Here is a 17,967-nt window from a genome sequence, read left to right as displayed (position 1 = left end):
GCCCAAACATTTTTTTAGTTTAAAGATGCCTGCAGGCGAAGCAATTCTTCCTGAAGTGCAAATTGCTTCCGGGTCAGAGCCATTGGGCGTGGCTCGCCTTCAGGCAGACTAGACTTTTTTGGTTCTTTTTGCGGCAATGGCAAAAAGAACAGTATTTTTCATGCAAGGGCCCAAAGTTTTAGTCAAAGATCGCAGGGTAATGAATGCAGAAAATGCTTATTTTCGTAGTGTATCAATTACGGCAAAGATTTATTGTATCACACAATGTGTATATTTGGACGTACAGAATGGCGCAAGAGAGGGAATTGCATCAGCAAAATGAATCACACAAAAAAACCATCCGCTTTCACGAATGGTTTTGTAAATTTTGCAACAAATGTTTAACCTAAATAAGACTTCAGGGCGCCGCTGTATCTTGCTTTCTGCAGGCGTTTAATGGCACGCTCCTTAATCTGGCGGATACGCTCCTTGGTAAGGTCGTACTTCTGCCCGATTTGTTCAATGGTGATGCCGTTTTCGCCGTCAAGACCGAAATAAGCATTCACGATTTCAGCTTCACGCGGGCTCAGCGATTTCAATACGCGGCGGATCTCCTCGCGCAGTGAATCTTTCATTACATCATCATCGGTATCGTCTGCGCCTTCGAGCAGGTCGCCCATAGCCACGTCTTCTGCTTCGTGTACCGGGGCATCCAGTGAAGTATGGCGGGTATTACTTTGAAAAATATTGTTGATCTCCGTTTCGCTCATTTCCAGGATGCTTGCCAGTTCTTCGGTGCTGGGTTCACGCTCATGTTCCTGTTCAAAAGCCATGTAAGCCTTGTTGGCTTTGTTATAAGTGCCTATTTTGTTTTGAGGCAGGCGGACTAATCTTCCCTGCTCTGCCAACGCCTGTAAAATGGACTGGCGGATCCACCATACAGCGTATGAAATGAATTTGAAACCTTTGGTTTCGTCAAAGCGTTGTGCTGCTTTGATCAAGCCGAGGTTGCCCTCGTTAATTAAGTCACTCAGTGAAAGCCCCTGATGCTGGTATTGCTTGGCCACAGACACCACAAAGCGCAGGTTGGCCTGTACCAGTTTATCTAAAGCTCTCTGATCACCCATCTTGATCTTTTGTGCAAGCGTAGTTTCTTCTTCAGGAGTGATCATGGATATTTTTGAAATTTCCTGTAGATATTTTTCTACCGCCTGAGAGTCACGATTGGTGATTTGGGTAGCAATTTTTAGTTGCCTCATAAACTAATTTGTCCTTTAATGTGTATTTTGCGAAAATACGTATGAAATGTTGATATGTATCCTAAATTACAAACTGCAAAGGTACAAAAATTCTACCGAAAACTAATAAAAAGTTTATTTTCACGGTTTTTACGACAATTTTACCACTTTAGCTTTTTTGCGTCGCGGGAAACCTGTTGCCAACGCAAAAATTAATCTTATTTACTTGAAGATTGCACTTATCTTTGGCATCCAATTTAATAGTAAAGAAAGATTTAGTTATGTTACCTAAGATCAACCCGACAACTACACAGGCATGGCTGCTTTTGAAAAAGCATTTTGATGATGAGATCAGCCGCACAAAGATCAGCGACCTTTTTAAAAAAGATACAGAAAGGTTCTCTAAATTCTCCATCAGTTTTGACGATATACTTTTCGATTTTTCAAAAAACCTGATCACGGAAAAAACCATGCAATTGTTGCGCAGCCTTGCCGAAGATTGCCAGGTAAAGTCTGCCATTGATGCTATGTTTAACGGCGAAAGCATAAACGAAACAGAAAACCGGGCAGTGCTGCACACTGCACTCAGGAACTTTTCAGGAAACCCTGTGATGGTTGATGGCAAAGATGTAATGCCCGATGTGCAGCGCGTACTGCAACAGATGAAAAGCTTTGCGGAAAAGGTTCATTCCGGTGAATGGAAAGGCTACACAGGCAAAAAAATAAAATACATTGTAAACATCGGCATCGGCGGCAGCGACCTGGGCCCCGTAATGGTTACCGAAGCGCTGAAACCGTACTGGATAGAAGGCATTGAACCTTATTTTGTAAGCAATGTAGACGGTACACACATTGCTGAAACCCTGAAAAAAGTAAATCCCGAAGAGACGCTCTTTTTAATAGCTTCTAAAACTTTTACCACCCAGGAAACCATGACCAACGCGCATACGGCACGCAGCTGGTTCCTGGAAGCAGCTAAAAACGAAAGCGAGATAGCCAAACACTTTGTTGCGCTGAGCACCAATGAAAAAGCCGTAGCACAGTTCGGCATAGATACGGCCAACATGTTTGAGTTCTGGGATTGGGTTGGCGGCAGGTATTCCTTATGGAGCGCCATCGGTTTGTCTATAGTGTTGACTATCGGTTATGATCATTTCGAAGCATTACTCAAAGGCGCCTACAAAACAGATGAGCATTTTAAAACCGCTCCTTTAGATAAAAATATTCCCGTGATCATGGCTGTGTTGGGCATCTGGTATATTAATTTCCTGAAAGCACAGACCCAGGTAATTTTACCTTATGATCAATACCTGCACCGCTTCGCAGCTTATTTTCAGCAGGGCGATATGGAAAGCAATGGCAAAAGCATTGACCGCAAAGGTGATGAAGTATCTTATAAAACCGGACCTGTGATCTGGGGCGAACCCGGCACCAACGGCCAGCATGCGTTCTACCAGCTGATCCACCAGGGAACCATACTGATACCGGCAGATTTTATTGCTCCTGCCATCAGCCACAACCCTATTGGCGATCACCACCTGAAGCTGATGAGTAATTTCTTTGCACAGACAGAAGCGCTGATGAATGGCAAAGATGAAAAAACAGTACGCGAAGAGCTGAAGGCAGCAGGCAAAACCGATGAAGAAATTAAGAAACTCACGCCGTTTAAAGTATTCAAAGGCAACAAGCCGACCAACTCTTTCCTGATCAAAGCAATTACGCCGGAAACACTGGGCAGCCTGATCGCTTTGTACGAGCATAAAATATTTGTGCAAGGCATTATCTGGAACATTTTCAGCTTCGATCAGTGGGGCGTGGAGCTGGGTAAACAACTGGCAGGCCAAATACTTCCCGAACTGGAGAATAACGAAGAAGTTTCTGCGCATGACTGCTCAACCAACGGCCTCATTAACAAATTTAAAGAGATGAGAAAATAAGCAACTGATTTTTCTTACCTTTAATGTGTCATGTGCATTTGTTGGCTAATTTTAAAACAATCGCTATGCAAAAGCTTCTCATTTTCATCGCAGCATTTTTTATAACTATCGCCGGTTTTGCACAGGAAAAAGATTCCTCCAAAAAGCAACACACGTATACATTTAAATTGGATACTGCAGCGCTATCTAAATTTTATAAGCAGGGCGAAGCTTATGCAACTGGTAAGAAAAAAAACACGCTACCAAAAACAAAACCGGTACAAATCCCGTTGGTAGTCATTGCCAAAACAGGCATAGTGCCTATGCCGAATGCTTACAACAAGCAGTCAGACAGTTCAGTACCGATGCCTAACGCATACGTAACAGTCAAAGCTAAAAAGGAACCTGGTAAATAATTCAACGGCCGGCAACGGCCGTTTTTCATAGCAAAAAGCACTATGCATCAACCTTACAAACCACAAGGAGTAAATACTGCCAATGTATACCTGATCAACAAAGACCTTGCGGCGCTTATTTATTTTGTTGAACAAACTTTTAACGCACAGGTGATAGAAAAAGTTACCCGGCCCGGCGGCTCTGTTGCCCACGCCGAAATAAGGATAGAGGACTCAACAATCATGGCTGGCGCGGCTTCTGAAAATTTTAAAGAATGCACTGCAGGCATTTATGTATACGTTGCCGATTGCGATGCCACCTACGCAAAAGCGCTGGAAGCCGCGGCTGTATCCGTTATGCGTCCTCAAACCAGGCATGATGAAAAAGAGCGCTACGGCGGAGTTAAAGACAGCAACGGCAATACCTGGTGGATAGCGAGCTGGTTGCAGTAGATGAGAGAGGACAATGGACAGTGCATAATGGAGAGGTCAACATTATCTCACCGCTCACCTTTCACATTTCACTAATGGGCAATGAAGCAGAATCTGCAATTTGTAATCTGCAATTTGTAATCTGCAATTTGTAATTTGTAATTTGTAATTTGTAATTGTCCATTAACTTTGCCACATGCAGGTATATTGTGAATCTTTGACGGAATACCGTCGTTTAAAAACAAGGGAAGTAAAAATCGGCGATCTGCTTATCGGCAGCGGCCACCCCATTGCATTGCAGACAATGACCACCAAAGACACCATGGACACCATCGGTACTGTTGAGGAAACCATTCGCTGTATCGATGCAGGGGCCCAACTGGTGCGCATTACAGCGCCTTCTAAAAAAGAAGCAGAGAACCTGCTCCATATAAAAAATGAATTAAAGAAACGTGGCAAATATGTACCGCTGGTTGCCGATATTCATTTTACACCCAACGCGGCCGAGGTAGCCGCACGCATCGTGGAAAAAGTGCGCGTGAACCCGGGCAATTATGTAGACAAGAAAAAATTTCAGCAAATAGAATATACAGATGCGGAATATGCCGAAGAAATAGACCGCATACGCAACAGGTTTATACCGCTGATCCATATCTGTAAAGAGTACGGCACTGCCATGCGCATAGGAACCAACCACGGAAGCCTCAGCGACCGCATCATGAGCCGCTACGGCGATACGCCGATCGGCATGGTGGAAAGCGCTATGGAATTTCTGCGCATTGCACGCGATGAGAATTACCACCAGATCGTGCTGAGCATGAAGGCCAGCAATACCCAGGTAATGGTGCAGGCATACCGCCTGCTCATCAAACAAATGAATGAGGAGTTCGGCGATATCTACCCGCTGCACCTGGGCGTAACCGAAGCCGGCGACGGCGAAGACGGGCGCGTAAAATCTGCAGTAGGCATCGGCACATTACTCGAAGACGGCATCGGCGACACCATTCGTGTGTCACTCACCGAAGACCCGGAACTGGAGATCCCCGTATGCCGCGACCTGGTAAAAAGATATGCTGTCACCAATAACGGGCAGCAGGAAAGTGAAGAAGGCGTTCCTGCTTTAATCGGTAAAACAGAGGATACAGCACAAAAAGATCTGAACGGAAAAGCAAGTATCATCAGTTTGCCATACGACCCCTTCCGCTACAACCGCAGAAACACTTTCGAGATCGCGAACATCGGCGGCAAGCAGGTACCGGTGGTTATTGCCGACCTTTCGCACCTGGAAAAAATTACACTCCACCACCTGGAGAATGTGGGATACAGGTACGATCCGGGTCTTGACAAATGGAACATTAGCGACACGGCGGCAGATTATATTTTTACCGGCAACCAATTGCTTGATTTTGACTTGCCGGGCACGCTTAAAGTGATCGTATTTCCTGCAGCCTGGCAATCAGCACAGGATAAAGAAAAATATTATCCGCTCTTTGAAATTCACGGCTACAGCGGGTTTGAGGGTGAAAAAGCTGCTTTGAATTTTGTTATGATCGACTGTTTCAGCGATGATACGCCGGTAAACGATTTCAGCCTGCTGGACAAAGTTGCCAATGACCCTTCTGTGGTATTGTGCCTTTCATCAAAAAGAAAAAATGCCATGCAGGCTATCCGCCGCATGTTCATAGAACTGATGAAACGCGGCATACAAAATCCTGCCATAGTAATGATCGACAGCGGATGGGACACGGCAGACGATCACCTCATTCACTTTTCTACTGAAGCAGGCGCATTGCTGATTGACGGCATGGGCGACGGCGTGGCATTCGGGCTGAAGCAACAGGCATACGAGCATCTATGCGAAAATTATGCTAATGCCAGCGGCAGGAACTACCAGGAAAATAATACACCCGAACAGTTTTTAAACGCATCGGCATTCAGCGTATTGCAGGCAGCGCGCACACGCATCTCCAAAACAGAATACATCTCCTGCCCCAGTTGCGGCCGTACATTATTTGACTTGCAGGAAACCACAGCTAAGATACGCGCTGTAACACACCACCTGAAAGGGGTGAAAATTGCTATCATGGGCTGCATTGTAAACGGCCCGGGAGAAATGGCTGACGCGGATTTCGGCTACGTTGGCAGCGGCGTAGGCAAGATTACTTTATACAAGGGCAAAGACGTGGTAAAACGTAATGTAGACAGTGATATAGCGGTAGATGAGCTGATCAACCTGCTTAAGGAAAATAATGCATGGGTGGAAAAGGAGTAGTGAAGTTTATACACCACAAAAATTGACTAATAGCTTAGGCAGCATCTTTATGTAAAACTTGTTTTTTCGTAATGCTCTTAGTTAAAAACATTATTAACGCTTAACTTTTTAGTAAAATAAGCTGCACATGAAAATATTTATTACCAAAGAAATACCTGCCATCGGTATTCAAATGCTGAAAGAAGCCGGGCATGAAGTTACTGTTAACCCCGATGAAGACACACCCATCCCACAGCACGCGCTGATAGAAAATTGCAGGCAGCACGACGCACTGATTGTATCGGGCTTTGCAAAGCTCGATGAACATTTTTTCAGCCAATGCAGCCATCTGAAAGTTATTGCTCTTTTCTCCGTAGGATATGACAGCGTAGATATGAATGCCGCTACCAGGTATAACATTCCTGTAAGTAATACACCGGATGTGCTGAGCAAAGCTACTGCTGAAATAGCCTTCCTGCTGATGCTGTGCGTGGCCAGAAAAGCATTTTATCAATATCAAAAAATCGTTAATGGCCAATGGCAGCAGTTTGAACCCGTAGCAGATCTCGGCATAGATTTGCACCATAAAACAATCGGAATTTTCGGCCTTGGCAATATCGGATTTGAAATGGCCAGGAAATGCCGGGATGCTTATGGTATGCAGGTGATTTACCACAACAGAAGCCGCAATAAAAAGGCAGAAGAAATGTTGCACGCAAAATATGTGTCTTTTGATGAGTTGCTGCAGCAAAGCGATGTATTATCCGTACACGCCAATCTCAGCAAGGCAAGCACCGGCATTTTTAATGCAGATGCTTTCAAGCAAATGAAACCCAATGCTATTTTTATCAATACTGCCAGGGGCGCAATGCACGATGAATCAGCATTAAAAAATGCACTCGATAACAACATCATTTGGGGAGCAGGCCTGGACGTCACCAACCCGGAGCCGATGGATAAAAACAACCCGCTGCTGTTTATGCCCAATGTATGTGTACTGCCGCACATCGGCTCTGCAACCAGGGAAACACGAAATGAAATGGCAGAGCTGGTAGCCAGGAATATTATTGCAGGCCTAAAAGGTGAAAGGCTGCCAACTATTGTAAACAGTGATGTATATGATTAGTGCAAGATATCCTAAGGAGGGTACATGGACATATATGTCTTGTCAATAAATAAATATTTAAAGTGATAACTTGACTGCGAGATTTCATATCGCAATTATTTATTAATTTACAACAAACAAGATAAATAATATGTTGAAGTCAATACTCGTTACTGTTTTTGCAGGCTTATGCTGCTGCAGTAGTTATGCCCAATCTCCCAATGGTGCATGGCGGTTGCAAAATGGAGATACAGTACAGGTCGCCATGTTTATTGATGGCTATTTTTCGCACAGCGTATTTGATAAAAACAATAAGAAATTTATTGCTACCCGTGGAGGCGCTTACAAGGCTGATGAAGATAAAATTGTTGTGGTATGGCAGTATGATACTGAAAAAGCCGCTGCCGCTATTGCTGCTGATACATGGATTGGTACAACAGGCCTCTTTCAAATAAAACAAGCGGCAATACGCTACATACCAATACTTCCGGCGCTTCTGCAGAATGGATACGCCTGGATAAAAACGATGCGCCCCTTGCAGGTGTGTGGAGGATCACTCACCGCAAACAGGAAGGACAGCTCTCAGAAATTCCGCTCCGCGACAGGCGCACACTTAAAATACTGACGGGCACACGCTTCCAGTGGGTAGCTATCAATATCAAAACCGGTGAATTCTCCGGCACCGGTGGCGGCACATATACTTTTAAGAATGGCAGATACACAGAAAATATTGAATTCTTTTCCAGAAACAATGCGCGTGTGGGCGCATCGCTGACGTTTGAGGGGCGTATGGAAAACGGGCAATGGCATCATGCAGGCAAAAGTTCTTCGGGCGATCCTATTTATGAAATATGGGGAAAGCTGGAGGAGTGATCAATTATCCTGCGCTTTGCTGATGGCATAAGAAATATCATCGGTGGTGAATTTTCCGCTGATATCAATAAATACAAGCTCTGAATCTGACTGTACGGACAGCATTAATTTGTTGATCATACGCTCGTTGCCCCTTGAGCAGATGCGCACTTTCTGGCCGTCGTGGTTTACTGTAAGCCAGTCATCAAAACGGTTCCGGTCGAGATACCTGCCGTACATCCGCATTACCGCTGGTTGTTGGCCTGAAACGGTCATAACCCTTACACGTTTGATCTTTTTTACCAGCCTGATGAGCGCTTCGCTTTCACCATCTTCCCGCAAAGCTTTTTTGATAAAAGGTTTCGCCATAAACATCGGCACATTTACAGACACAATATTCGCATTGCGGGCAACAGCCGGGTCATCCATGAAATCTATGTTCGGACGTTGAGATACTATGCAGGATTGCATCAGCAGCACAACGGATAATAACAACAAGGAGATTTTCGTTTTCATTTCTTTACAGTTTAGTATTAGCAGCAACTTTATTTCTCGTTGGCAAGCCTGGAGATATCGTCCATAGATATGGAACCGTCAAGCAGCATCAGCACCTGTTCACTTTCACCCATGATGGATAGCAGCAAGTGATCAAGCACGTTACCACTGGCGTTTTCTGCCAGGAATTTAATCTTATTTGCTTCGCTGGTAACGGTCATCAGCTCCTGGTAATTCATGTTCCGGATGGCTGCATCCACAGTTTGCCTCAATGTATTGGCTGCAGCGGAATTGCCTGCCTTCGGTTCTACTACCATGATCTTAATGGAGTTAATCTTGGTGAGCAATGGTTTTATCTTCTCTACATCCGCATCGTCAATTTTCAGGTTGCTGAGCATGCGAAACATCGGCTTGGCAATTTTAATAGTGGTGACGCCTTTGGTACCTTCGTATTGGTCAAAAAGGTTGTGAAGCCTGGCTTTCTGTGCATCAGCAGTTAACACGGATGCCAGGATAATTAAGGTTAATAATATTTTTTGCATGGTATGGTTTTTTATTGTTGTTGAGATTGCCGGTTTGGATACGGAATTATTTTATAAATTAATGGACAAATTTTTGATAACACTCATTTCTTTGATCCCGGTTTTGATGTTCTTAGCAAAGTAGCCTAAAGATTCCAGGGTTATTTTTTCAGCCTCAGCTTCATCATACACCGGCTTTCCGTTTACATATACATACGCGACAGCTTCGTTTTGCGCTGAAGAATTTTCAGGTGTTTCATATTGTGCATGTTGTTGTATACGTTTATTTTTTCTAATACTTTTTGTAGTGTGTACAGCAATAGGCGGATCCTGTTGGGCTGCCTGAAAGCGAGTAATGGCAACATTTTCAGCAGAATAATTTTTAAAATTGCGCGCATGACTACCTACGCTATTCACTGCAAATGCGTCCGCTGTATCAGTATCTTTACTCATTAAAAACAAGCCTGCTATTGCCATTATCATTACTGAGGCCGCGGCATACCAGGTAAAATTATTTTTCCGTGCAGGCTTTATCTGCACAGGGCCGTCAGCTTCAACTGCCTGCATAAACGTATCAAAATTCCAATCCATTGCATCCTGTTGTGTTTCTTTAATAAAATCAAAATAGGGATCGGCGCCTGCATTAGCTCTTAGCCATTTCTCCTCTGCTGGTGAAGTTTCGGCGTTGAAGAATCTATTTTTCAATTCCTTTGATCTGTTGACTTTCATACTCGAATATTTTTTCAAGTTGTGTTTTTACTTTTTGTCTTGCACGCATTAAATTTACCCGTACCGCGCTTTCTTCCATTTCCAGCATGTCTGCAATTTCTTTTGTCTTGTATTCTTCCACATCTTTGAGATGTATGATCATTTTCTGCTTGTCCGGCAATTCGTTGATAATTTCTAAAATCAGTTGCCTTGTATTGTCTGCCGCTTCCTGCATCAACATGCCGGGGCTGTGGTGCTGCAGACGATAATTGTCAATGACCTGAGCATGCTTCATCCTGTTAAGGCATTCATTTTTCACACAGCGCATCGCGAAGGCTTCCACGTTGCCGAGCTCGTGCAGTTTATCTTTCATTTGCCAGAGTTTTATCATTACGTTCTGCACAGCATCCTGCGATTCATCTGCACATTCCAGCATTCTTTTAGCGAAACGGAACATCTTATCTTTTAAGATGAATACCGTATGTTTAAAATCCTGCTGCGTCATGAATTGGCCGTTTAATAGTATAACAACTGAAGAAAAGAAAACGTTACATCCTTCGGAAGAATTTTTTATATTTACGTAAATATAATTTAACGCGATGCAAATTTTAATAAAAATACTATTTATTTGTATAGCACTGCTCACGGCCTCTTCAGCCGATTGCCAGGAAAAATCATTGATACCGCAGATCAGGAAGGAATACCTGAATATCAATGCCAACAAATTCATGCAGAAGAAAACGCTTAGTAATAAAGATTATTTAGGATACGAGGCCGACGGAGGGAGCTCACTCACAGGCTATTTTAAGAAAAATAAGCTTGTGAAAATTGTAAGTTGGGCAGGCATTTCGCATGGGGTACACATTGATGAATATTATTTCAAAGACGGCAAGCTGATCTTTGTGTACAAAAAATTTAATTCATTTCCCTACGATGCCCAAAAGAACAGGATCAACATGAAGAAGACAACTACTACTTTTGAAGGCAGGTATTATTTCAACGATGATAAACTGATAGACGCACAAATAAGAGGTGAAAACATTTTCAGAGATAAGCAGGAAGACGAACAAAAGCAACTGCTTAATGAAGCAGACAACTACCGTACGCTTTTGCAATAGTTATACCCTCTGTAGATCTTCCAGGGAAATTTTATTTTCATAGATAGCTTTACCTACAATAGCGCCGCTACAGCCAATAGCTTTAAGCGCCTGCAGGTCTGCAACAGACGCAACACCGCCACTGGCTACCAGTTCTATCTCCGGGAACTGGTCAATGATTTTTTTGTATAAGTCGGTAGAAGGGCCCTGTAAAAGCCCGTCTTTACTTACGTCTGTACAAAAAATATTTTTTATTCCTTTGGAGGCGTAATAATCTACAAAGCTGAAAACATCCCTGTCACTGGTTTCCAGCCATCCGTGTATAGCAATCTTTGCATGCTTCACATCTGCGCCCAGGAAAAATTTATCGGCACCGTATACATTGATCCAGTCGCAAAAAGCAGCTTCATCTTTTACGGCTATGCTTCCCACCGTTACCATTACCGCGCCGGAGTGTAAAATGGTTTCTACATCCTGCCGCTGCTTTACGCCGCCGCCAAAATCTATATCAAGGTTTGTGTTGGAAGCTATCTTCTCCAATACTTTCCAGTTGACGACTTTGCCGGCTTTTGCACCGTCCAGGTCTACAAGATGCAACCTGGCCATTCCCGCATCCTCGAAAGATTTTGCCACCTCTAATGGGTCGTGGTTATATATCACTTTTTGCCTGTAATCGCCTTGTGTCAGCCGTACACATTTGCCGTCAATCAGGTCAATCGCTGGAATTATCTGCATATACAATTCATTTTTTTATAAAATATTCCGCCGCAGCGAATGTAATGAATTTGTTACTTCAGGCATAATGAAATTAATTGCTTAGGTTTGGAACGCTGATCTGTTCTTAAAAACGTAGCTTATGTATTTAAGCCCAAGAAAAGGCCGATCAAAAATAGAATTAGATTAAATTTGTAAATCCTAACTTTTAAGAAAACTAACAATGGCTCAATCAAAGATCTATTACACACTGACCGATGAGGCCCCGATGCTGGCTACTCATTCATTCTTACCGATCGTAAAGGCATTTACCAAACCTGCAGGCATTGAAATTGCGGCGCCCGATATTTCGCTGGCCGGAAGAATTCTGGCCAACTTCCCGGAAGTACTTACCGATGACCAAAAAATCCCGGATTACCTGGCAGAATTAGGACAATTGGCAACGCAGCCCGAAGCAAACATCATTAAACTTCCGAATATTTCGGCCTCCGTACCACAGTTGGAAGAAGCTATTGCTGAGCTTCAAAAACAGGGATACAACCTGCCGGACTACCCGGCAGAACCGAAAAATGACAAGGAAAAAGCCATCAACGCAAAATACGCAAAGGTGCTGGGTTCAGCGGTAAACCCGGTATTGAGAGAAGGCAACAGTGACCGCCGTGCGCCTAAATCTGTAAAAGATTATGCTAAAGCCAACCCGCACCGCATGGGTGAATGGAGAGCGGACAGCAAAACAGAAGTCGCACATATGGAGAAAGGCGATTTTTACGCTACTGAAAATTCTATGACCGTAGACAATGACGGTAAATTCAAAATTGTTTTTTACGGAAAAAATGGCGCTTCCAAAATTTTAAAAGACTTTGCTCCACTGAAGGCCGGAGAAATTATCGACAGTTCTGTTTTAAATTTGGCTGAACTTAAGTCCACTGTTGCCGCGGCAATGGAGCGGGCAAAATCGCAGGATGTGCTTCTCTCGGCACACTTAAAGGCAACAATGATGAAGGTTTCTGACCCGATTATTTTCGGGGCGATCGTGGAAACTTATTTTAAAGAGGTTTTTGAAAAATACAAAGATACTTTCACTGAACTGGACATCAATCCCAACTTCGGATTGGCTACGCTTTATGAGAAAATTGCCGGAACTCCTAAAGAAGCAGCAATTAAAGCAGCAATTGATGCTGCAATTGCCAACGGGCCAAGAATTGCAATGGTAAATTCTGACCAGGGCATTACCAATTTCCATGTTTCGTCCGACGTAATTGTGGATGCATCTATGGCTGCCCTTGTTCGTGGCGGAGGCAAAATGTGGAACAAAGACGGCAAGGAAGAAGACACCGTTTGCCTGATTCCTGACAGGACGTACGCCGGTTTCTACGAAGCGATTATTGAGGATATGAAAAAACACGGCGCGATAGACCCTACAACTTTCGGCTCTGTTCCCAATGTGGGCCTAATGGCGCAAAAGGCCGAAGAATACGGGTCGCACGATAAAACTTTCCAGTTGCCTGAAGACGGCACGGTAAAGGTTGAGGACGACAATGGCAATGCCCTGCTGGAACAAAAAGTAGAGAGCGGTGATATTTTCAGAATGTGCCAGGTGAAGGATGCAGCGATCCGGGACTGGGTAAAATTGGCCGTAAACAGGGCACGTTTGTCAAACACGCCTGCAATTTTCTGGCTGGACAAAGGGCGTGCACATGATGCCCAGATCATTAAAAAGGTTGAGAAATATTTAAAAGAGCACGATTTGACCGGTCTCGACATCCGCATTATGGATGTAAAAGATGCCATGGTTGAAACCCTGAAACGCGGCCGCGAAGGAAAAGATACCATTTCAGTATCAGGCAATGTTTTGAGGGATTATTTAACCGATATGTTCCCGATTCTGGAACTGGGAACTTCAGCAAAAATGCTGTCCATTGTTCCGCTGATGAACGGTGGCGGCCTGTTTGAAACAGGCGCCGGCGGTTCTGCACCCAAGCATATTGAGCAGTTTATTGAAGAAGGTTATTTAAGATGGGATTCCCTCGGTGAATTCCTGGCACTGCAGGCCTCGCTGGAACACCTGTCACAGACGCGTAACAACCCAAAAGCCAAAGTGCTGGCCGACGCGCTGGATGAAGCCAATGCACTATTCCTTCAAAATGACAAGTCGCCTGCCAGAAAGGTAGGCGGTATTGATAACAGAGGTTCGCATTTTTACCTCGCCATGTATTGGGCGCAGGCACTGGCAGCGCAGAGAGAAGATGCGGAGCTTGCGGAGAAATTCAAACCCGTGGCGAAAGCGATGTCTGAAAATGAAGTGAAAATCAACGAGGAGCTGATCGGGGCACAGGGAAAACCGCAGGACATCGGCGGTTACTACCATCCCGATTTCGCCAAAACCGATGCGGCCATGCGGCCAAGTACCATGTTGAATGAGATCATAAATTCAATATAATCCTTTTAACCTGAGCTGATAAACCTGTTAGACTTAAAACCTGGCAGGTTTTTTAATTTTAGAAGTAAGCCTATAAAACTCTTATAACTTTATAATTACCTGTTGACGCATGTTCAATCCACTTGCCTTTTATGTATTTATGGTTCTTTGTACGGTTGTTGATGAGTGTAAGCGTATAAGAGAGTGTCCGCTTCCTGAATTCCACTTCGGTATAGTAGCTCGATTCTCCGTTTACAATATCATTCTTTACGGTTTCTATGATGTTGCTGCTCGAAGGTGTCTGAGTTACCACTCCGTAAATTACCTGGTTAGGCGTTAATAATAGCTGGTTTGCAAAAATATCCGGGATCCTGACTTTCACAGAATCTTGTTTTAACCACATAAAGGCATCCTCATCCTTGCTTTCAAAATAAGAAACTTTCGCAAGCGCTGAACCACCGAGCGGGTCAAAAGAAACAGCGTTGCCAGTAGTTCCATGGCTCTTTAAAGTGATCCGATGGGCACTTTTTTTGTACAGAGAATCTCCATCACCTTCCTGAAGTGCATATTCTATACCGCCGAAAGTATAGCCCTGAGATATAGACTGTGATACACTTATTTCTTTTGTTTTATCTCCACGCTGCAACAATATAACAAAATGCAGGGCAATCTCAGCGTTGTTTTCTTTTAATATTACTTTTATCAAATCCGGTTGCAAAAAGGCAATCCGGAAACAATTATTTTCCAGAATACCAGTTGTATCTAACCTTAGCTGCTTATTTTTAGCGATTAGTTTTCCATCAGCAGAAAATATATCGCCCCACATTTTTACATCACCGTTTTTATTAATTATGCCGGCTATCTGCCACCTATCTCTCAATCTTACATCTTCCTCTCCCCCTTCTGCCTCCATACGAATGGTTACAGGCTGCTGATCCAGTTCTTTTCTATTGCAGGAAAAAATTACAAGTAATAAAAGGCAGATAAAAAGAGTCTTTTTTTTCTTCATGTGTGTATATATTATTTGTTTTTTTAGTTGCCACATGGAATAACCATTTTTTATAGATTCAATACTCATTCGCGGTTGGTATAGATTCTTAATCTTATGGTTATTTCATGTGTATTTATTTAGTTCGCCGCTTTGCGGCTGTTTTTAATGGTCACATGGAATAGCCTTTATTCATCCGGGGTTGGTATGCACCTTTGCTTATGGCTATTTCATGTGTATATTTTTTATTTTTTCTTTATGGTCACATGGAATAGCCATTTTTTTAGATTCAATAGTCATTCCCGGTTAATAATAGATTCTTAATCTTTATGGTTATTTCATGGCATTGCGGTTTTGTAATTAAGATCACCGTTAAAAATTCATTATCAGGTATGATAAAAATAGAATAATAAAGATAAGTCTTTTAAAACAATTTCCATCGCCCGAGATTTTTTCCCTTATCAATTTCTTACCTTTACTTTCCTGAAACAAAGCGAGCGTATTATTTCTTTACGGAATGATTGGATTATGCGGAGTTTACCCGATAGCTATCGGAAACTATTCAAAAAAATTAAAATTTACGAATGAAAGTACAAATATTCATTCCCTGTTTTATAGATCAGTTGTATCCCCAGGTTGGCTTTAACATGGTAAAGATCCTGGAGAAAGCCGGCTGCGAAATTACATACAACAAAGACCAGACCTGTTGCGGGCAACCGGCCTATAATGCGGGTTTCAGGGAAGAGTCAAAGGCCGTCTGTAAAAAATTTATCCGGGATTTTAGTGGCAGTGAATACATTGTTACGCCCAGCGCAAGCTGTGCAGGGTTTGTAAAAAACGGTTTTAAAGTATTATTTGAAAACACAGCACAGAAAATGGAAGCTGAAAAAACTTCTGAACGCATATACGAACTTTCGGATTTTTTAATAAACATGTTGCACATAGAAAACTTTGGCGCCAGGTTAGAAGGCACAGCCACCTACCATAACAGCTGCGCCGCTTTGCGCGAATGCAACATTAAAGAAGAACCTCAAAAGCTGCTGAAAAATGTTGAAGGATTAACGATGATACCGATGGAAGACAATGAAACCTGTTGCGGCTTTGGCGGAACATTCGCCGTAAAATTCAATTCCATCAGCGCAGGTATGGGCGAACAAAAAGCACAACATGCCATTAACACCGGTGCAGAATACCTCATCAGCACAGATATGAGCTGCCTGATGCATATTGATGGTATATTAAAAAAACAGGGAGGAAACCTCAAAGTTTTGCACCTGGCAGATGTACTGGCTAATGGATGGTGAAGTTAGAGAAGCGTTTAATGGATCATTGACAATGGATAATGATTATCGTGGAGTTGCTTAGTTGTAGGGTTGTAGGGTTGTTTAAGTTGTGGGGTTGTTTATATATCGCTGAATACTTTTTAATTCTCACGTATTACTTCTTACTTTTTACTTAAAAATCAATACGAATGAAATGGCTGCTAAAGTCTGAACCCTTTAAATACAGTTGGGATCAGTTTGTGGAAGATAAACAAACCTTTTGGGATGGTGTGCGCAACTACCAGGCACGCAACAACCTGCAACAGATGAAAAAAGGCGATGAAGTTTTCTTCTACCATAGCAACGAAGGTAAAGAAATTGTGGGCATTGCCAAAGTAGTAAAAGCGGTTTACCCGGATCCTACAACCACTGATGAACGCTGGGTTTGCGTGGATCTGCAGCCGGTAAAAAAACTAAAAAAACCTGTTTCCCTGGCTCAAATGAAAACAGAGAATAAATTAGCAGATTTCGCATTGATAAAACAAAGCAGGCTATCCGTAATACCGGTTACTGATGGGGAATGGAAAACAATCCTGGAGATGAGTGAATAATTAAAACGATCTTATGAAACGACAATCATTTTTTTCAACCCTGCTCATTAGCATTCTTTGCACGGCTATTGCCTGTTCTAAAAACTATTACCAGCATACTCCGGGAGAAAAATGGCCATTGACATGGGAAGAAAATTTTAACGGGAATAGCCTTGATCTGAGCAGATGGACAAAAATCCCACGCGGCACAAGCGATTGGAACAGGTATATGTCGGCCTACGACTCCTTGTATGAAGTAAAAAACGGCAATCTTATTTTACGTGGTGTAACAAATACTTCGCAGCTCGCAGACACTGCATCCTACCTTACCGGTGGTGTGTATACCAAAGATAAAGCCAACTTCGGGTATGGCAGGCTGGAAATACGTGCAAAGCTCAATGGCGCAAAGGGCGCATGGCCTGCATTCTGGATGCTTCCTGCAACCGGCCGCTGGCCGCATGGAGGTGAAATTGACATTATGGAACGCTTGAATTTTGACGCCATTGCCTACCAGACAGTACACTCGCATTATACTTACAATCTTAAGATTAAAAGCCCAGCGCAAGGCGCTACCATGCCTATTAAACCTGACGATTATAATATTTATGCTGTTGAAAAACACAAAGACAGCCTGGTGTTTTTTGTAAACGAAAAAAGGAGTTTTACTTATCCGCGCATAGAAACTGATAAAGAAGGCCAATTCCTTTTCGACCAGAGTGATTTCTATTTGTTGCTTGATATGCAGCTGGGTGGAAACTGGGTAGGCGCCATTGACAACAGGCAACTGCCCGTAGAAATGTACATCGACTGGGTAAGATTTTATGAATTGAAATAGTTTAGCGTATAACCTATTAAAACACCGATGCTAAACACTATTTTTATTTTTATTCCGCAATTCTAATATTATCATTCTCGGTTGGTATAGATTCCTAATCTTTATGGTTATCTCCTTCTGGCGCAAGCGTCCGCTTGTGCACCCACTGCCGCACTGTCATTCAGAGCGAG

At 43.1% G+C, this 17,967-nt stretch carries 19 protein-coding genes; 12 read left to right on the top strand and 7 right to left on the bottom strand.

Going from position 1 to position 17,967, the window contains the following annotated elements:
• Window positions 1-380: 380 nt before the first annotated feature.
• The gene (locus tag OD355_RS10090) at window positions 381-1,238 is read right to left on the bottom strand and encodes a sigma-70 family RNA polymerase sigma factor (protein ID WP_263038349.1); all 858 of its coding nucleotides are present in this window, start codon (window positions 1,236-1,238) and stop codon (window positions 381-383) included.
• Window positions 1,239-1,498: 260 nt separating this feature from the next.
• Between OD355_RS10090 and pgi the strand changes: the two genes are divergently transcribed.
• The 7 genes from pgi (at window position 1,499) to OD355_RS10055 (ending at window position 8,189) form a co-directional block, all read left to right on the top strand.
• Complete coding sequence (gene pgi, locus OD355_RS10085) at window positions 1,499-3,154, top strand: glucose-6-phosphate isomerase (protein ID WP_263038348.1); 1,656 nt, start codon at window positions 1,499-1,501, stop codon at window positions 3,152-3,154.
• A gap of 65 nt (window positions 3,155-3,219) precedes the next feature.
• Window positions 3,220-3,549, top strand: coding sequence for a hypothetical protein (locus OD355_RS10080; RefSeq protein WP_263038347.1), 330 nt, complete (start codon window positions 3,220-3,222; stop codon window positions 3,547-3,549).
• Window positions 3,550-3,591: 42 nt separating this feature from the next.
• Window positions 3,592-3,981 carry a VOC family protein gene (locus tag OD355_RS10075; RefSeq protein ID WP_263038346.1) on the top strand — a complete coding sequence of 130 codons (390 nt, stop codon included), beginning with the start codon at window positions 3,592-3,594 and terminating at the stop codon, window positions 3,979-3,981.
• Between the two features lie 175 nt (window positions 3,982-4,156).
• Window positions 4,157-6,232, top strand: coding sequence for a (E)-4-hydroxy-3-methylbut-2-enyl-diphosphate synthase (gene ispG / locus OD355_RS10070; RefSeq protein WP_263038345.1), 2,076 nt, complete (start codon window positions 4,157-4,159; stop codon window positions 6,230-6,232).
• A 127-nt stretch (window positions 6,233-6,359) separates the two neighbouring features.
• Window positions 6,360-7,337 carry a 2-hydroxyacid dehydrogenase gene (locus OD355_RS10065; protein ID WP_263038344.1) on the top strand — a complete coding sequence of 326 codons (978 nt, stop codon included), beginning with the start codon at window positions 6,360-6,362 and terminating at the stop codon, window positions 7,335-7,337.
• 185 nt (window positions 7,338-7,522) lie between these two features.
• Window positions 7,523-7,771, top strand: coding sequence for a hypothetical protein (locus OD355_RS10060; RefSeq protein ID WP_263038343.1), 249 nt, complete (start codon window positions 7,523-7,525; stop codon window positions 7,769-7,771).
• Window positions 7,740-8,189 (top strand): hypothetical protein, encoded by a 450-nt coding sequence (locus tag OD355_RS10055; protein WP_263038342.1) that lies wholly within the window; start codon window positions 7,740-7,742, stop codon window positions 8,187-8,189. Before OD355_RS10060 ends, OD355_RS10055 begins: the two co-directional genes overlap by 32 nt.
• On the opposite strand, the gene OD355_RS10050 is transcribed toward OD355_RS10055, so the two are convergent.
• From OD355_RS10050 to OD355_RS10035, 4 genes are read right to left on the bottom strand one after another with little or no spacing between them, the layout of a single operon-like run.
• Window positions 8,190-8,684 (bottom strand): DUF4252 domain-containing protein, encoded by a 495-nt coding sequence (locus tag OD355_RS10050; protein ID WP_263038341.1) that lies wholly within the window; start codon window positions 8,682-8,684, stop codon window positions 8,190-8,192.
• Window positions 8,685-8,713: 29 nt separating this feature from the next.
• Entirely contained in the window at window positions 8,714-9,205 is a 492-nt protein-coding gene (locus OD355_RS10045) for a DUF4252 domain-containing protein (protein ID WP_263038340.1), read from the bottom strand.
• 51 nt (window positions 9,206-9,256) lie between these two features.
• Complete coding sequence (locus OD355_RS10040) at window positions 9,257-9,913, bottom strand: hypothetical protein (RefSeq protein ID WP_263038339.1); 657 nt, start codon at window positions 9,911-9,913, stop codon at window positions 9,257-9,259.
• The gene (locus tag OD355_RS10035; RefSeq protein ID WP_263038338.1) at window positions 9,879-10,397 is read right to left on the bottom strand and encodes an RNA polymerase sigma factor; all 519 of its coding nucleotides are present in this window, start codon (window positions 10,395-10,397) and stop codon (window positions 9,879-9,881) included. The genes OD355_RS10040 and OD355_RS10035 overlap by 35 nt, the downstream gene beginning before the upstream one ends.
• 94 nt (window positions 10,398-10,491) lie before the next feature.
• Between OD355_RS10035 and OD355_RS10030 the strand changes: the two genes are divergently transcribed.
• Complete coding sequence (locus OD355_RS10030; protein ID WP_263038337.1) at window positions 10,492-11,010, top strand: hypothetical protein; 519 nt, start codon at window positions 10,492-10,494, stop codon at window positions 11,008-11,010.
• Here OD355_RS10030 and hisA read toward each other — a convergent pair whose 3' ends face one another.
• On the bottom strand, window positions 11,011-11,724 hold the full coding sequence (hisA, locus tag OD355_RS10025; protein ID WP_263038336.1) for a 1-(5-phosphoribosyl)-5-[(5-phosphoribosylamino)methylideneamino]imidazole-4-carboxamide isomerase: 714 nt from the start codon (window positions 11,722-11,724) through the stop codon (window positions 11,011-11,013). It lies immediately after the preceding gene.
• A 202-nt stretch (window positions 11,725-11,926) separates the two neighbouring features.
• Here hisA and OD355_RS10020 point away from each other — a divergent pair, with 202 nt between their 5' ends.
• Window positions 11,927-14,143: an NADP-dependent isocitrate dehydrogenase gene (locus tag OD355_RS10020; protein ID WP_263038335.1), complete on the top strand. Its 2,217-nt coding sequence runs from the start codon at window positions 11,927-11,929 to the stop codon at window positions 14,141-14,143.
• A 70-nt stretch (window positions 14,144-14,213) separates the two neighbouring features.
• Here OD355_RS10020 and OD355_RS10015 read toward each other — a convergent pair whose 3' ends face one another.
• Window positions 14,214-15,131 carry a hypothetical protein gene (locus tag OD355_RS10015; protein ID WP_263038334.1) on the bottom strand — a complete coding sequence of 306 codons (918 nt, stop codon included), beginning with the start codon at window positions 15,129-15,131 and terminating at the stop codon, window positions 14,214-14,216.
• Between the two features lie 563 nt (window positions 15,132-15,694).
• On the opposite strand from OD355_RS10015, the gene OD355_RS10010 reads away from it, so the two are divergent.
• The 3 genes from OD355_RS10010 (at window position 15,695) to OD355_RS10000 (ending at window position 17,797) form a co-directional block, all read left to right on the top strand.
• On the top strand, window positions 15,695-16,414 hold the full coding sequence (locus tag OD355_RS10010) for a (Fe-S)-binding protein (protein ID WP_263038333.1): 720 nt from the start codon (window positions 15,695-15,697) through the stop codon (window positions 16,412-16,414).
• 167 nt (window positions 16,415-16,581) lie between these two features.
• A complete protein-coding gene (locus OD355_RS10005; RefSeq protein WP_263038332.1) occupies window positions 16,582-16,983 on the top strand; it encodes an EVE domain-containing protein in 402 nt (133 codons plus the stop codon).
• A 13-nt stretch (window positions 16,984-16,996) separates the two neighbouring features.
• Window positions 16,997-17,797: a glycoside hydrolase family 16 protein gene (locus OD355_RS10000; RefSeq protein ID WP_263038331.1), complete on the top strand. Its 801-nt coding sequence runs from the start codon at window positions 16,997-16,999 to the stop codon at window positions 17,795-17,797.
• Window positions 17,798-17,967: the final 170 nt, after the last annotated feature.

The sequence above is a fragment of the Haoranjiania flava genome (assembly GCF_025631005.1).
In the GTDB taxonomy this organism is placed as follows: Bacteria; Bacteroidota; Bacteroidia; order Chitinophagales; family Chitinophagaceae; genus Haoranjiania; species Haoranjiania flava.
The sequence above is the reverse complement of the archived record's forward strand: the minus strand, read 5'-3'. Positions and strand labels throughout refer to the sequence as shown.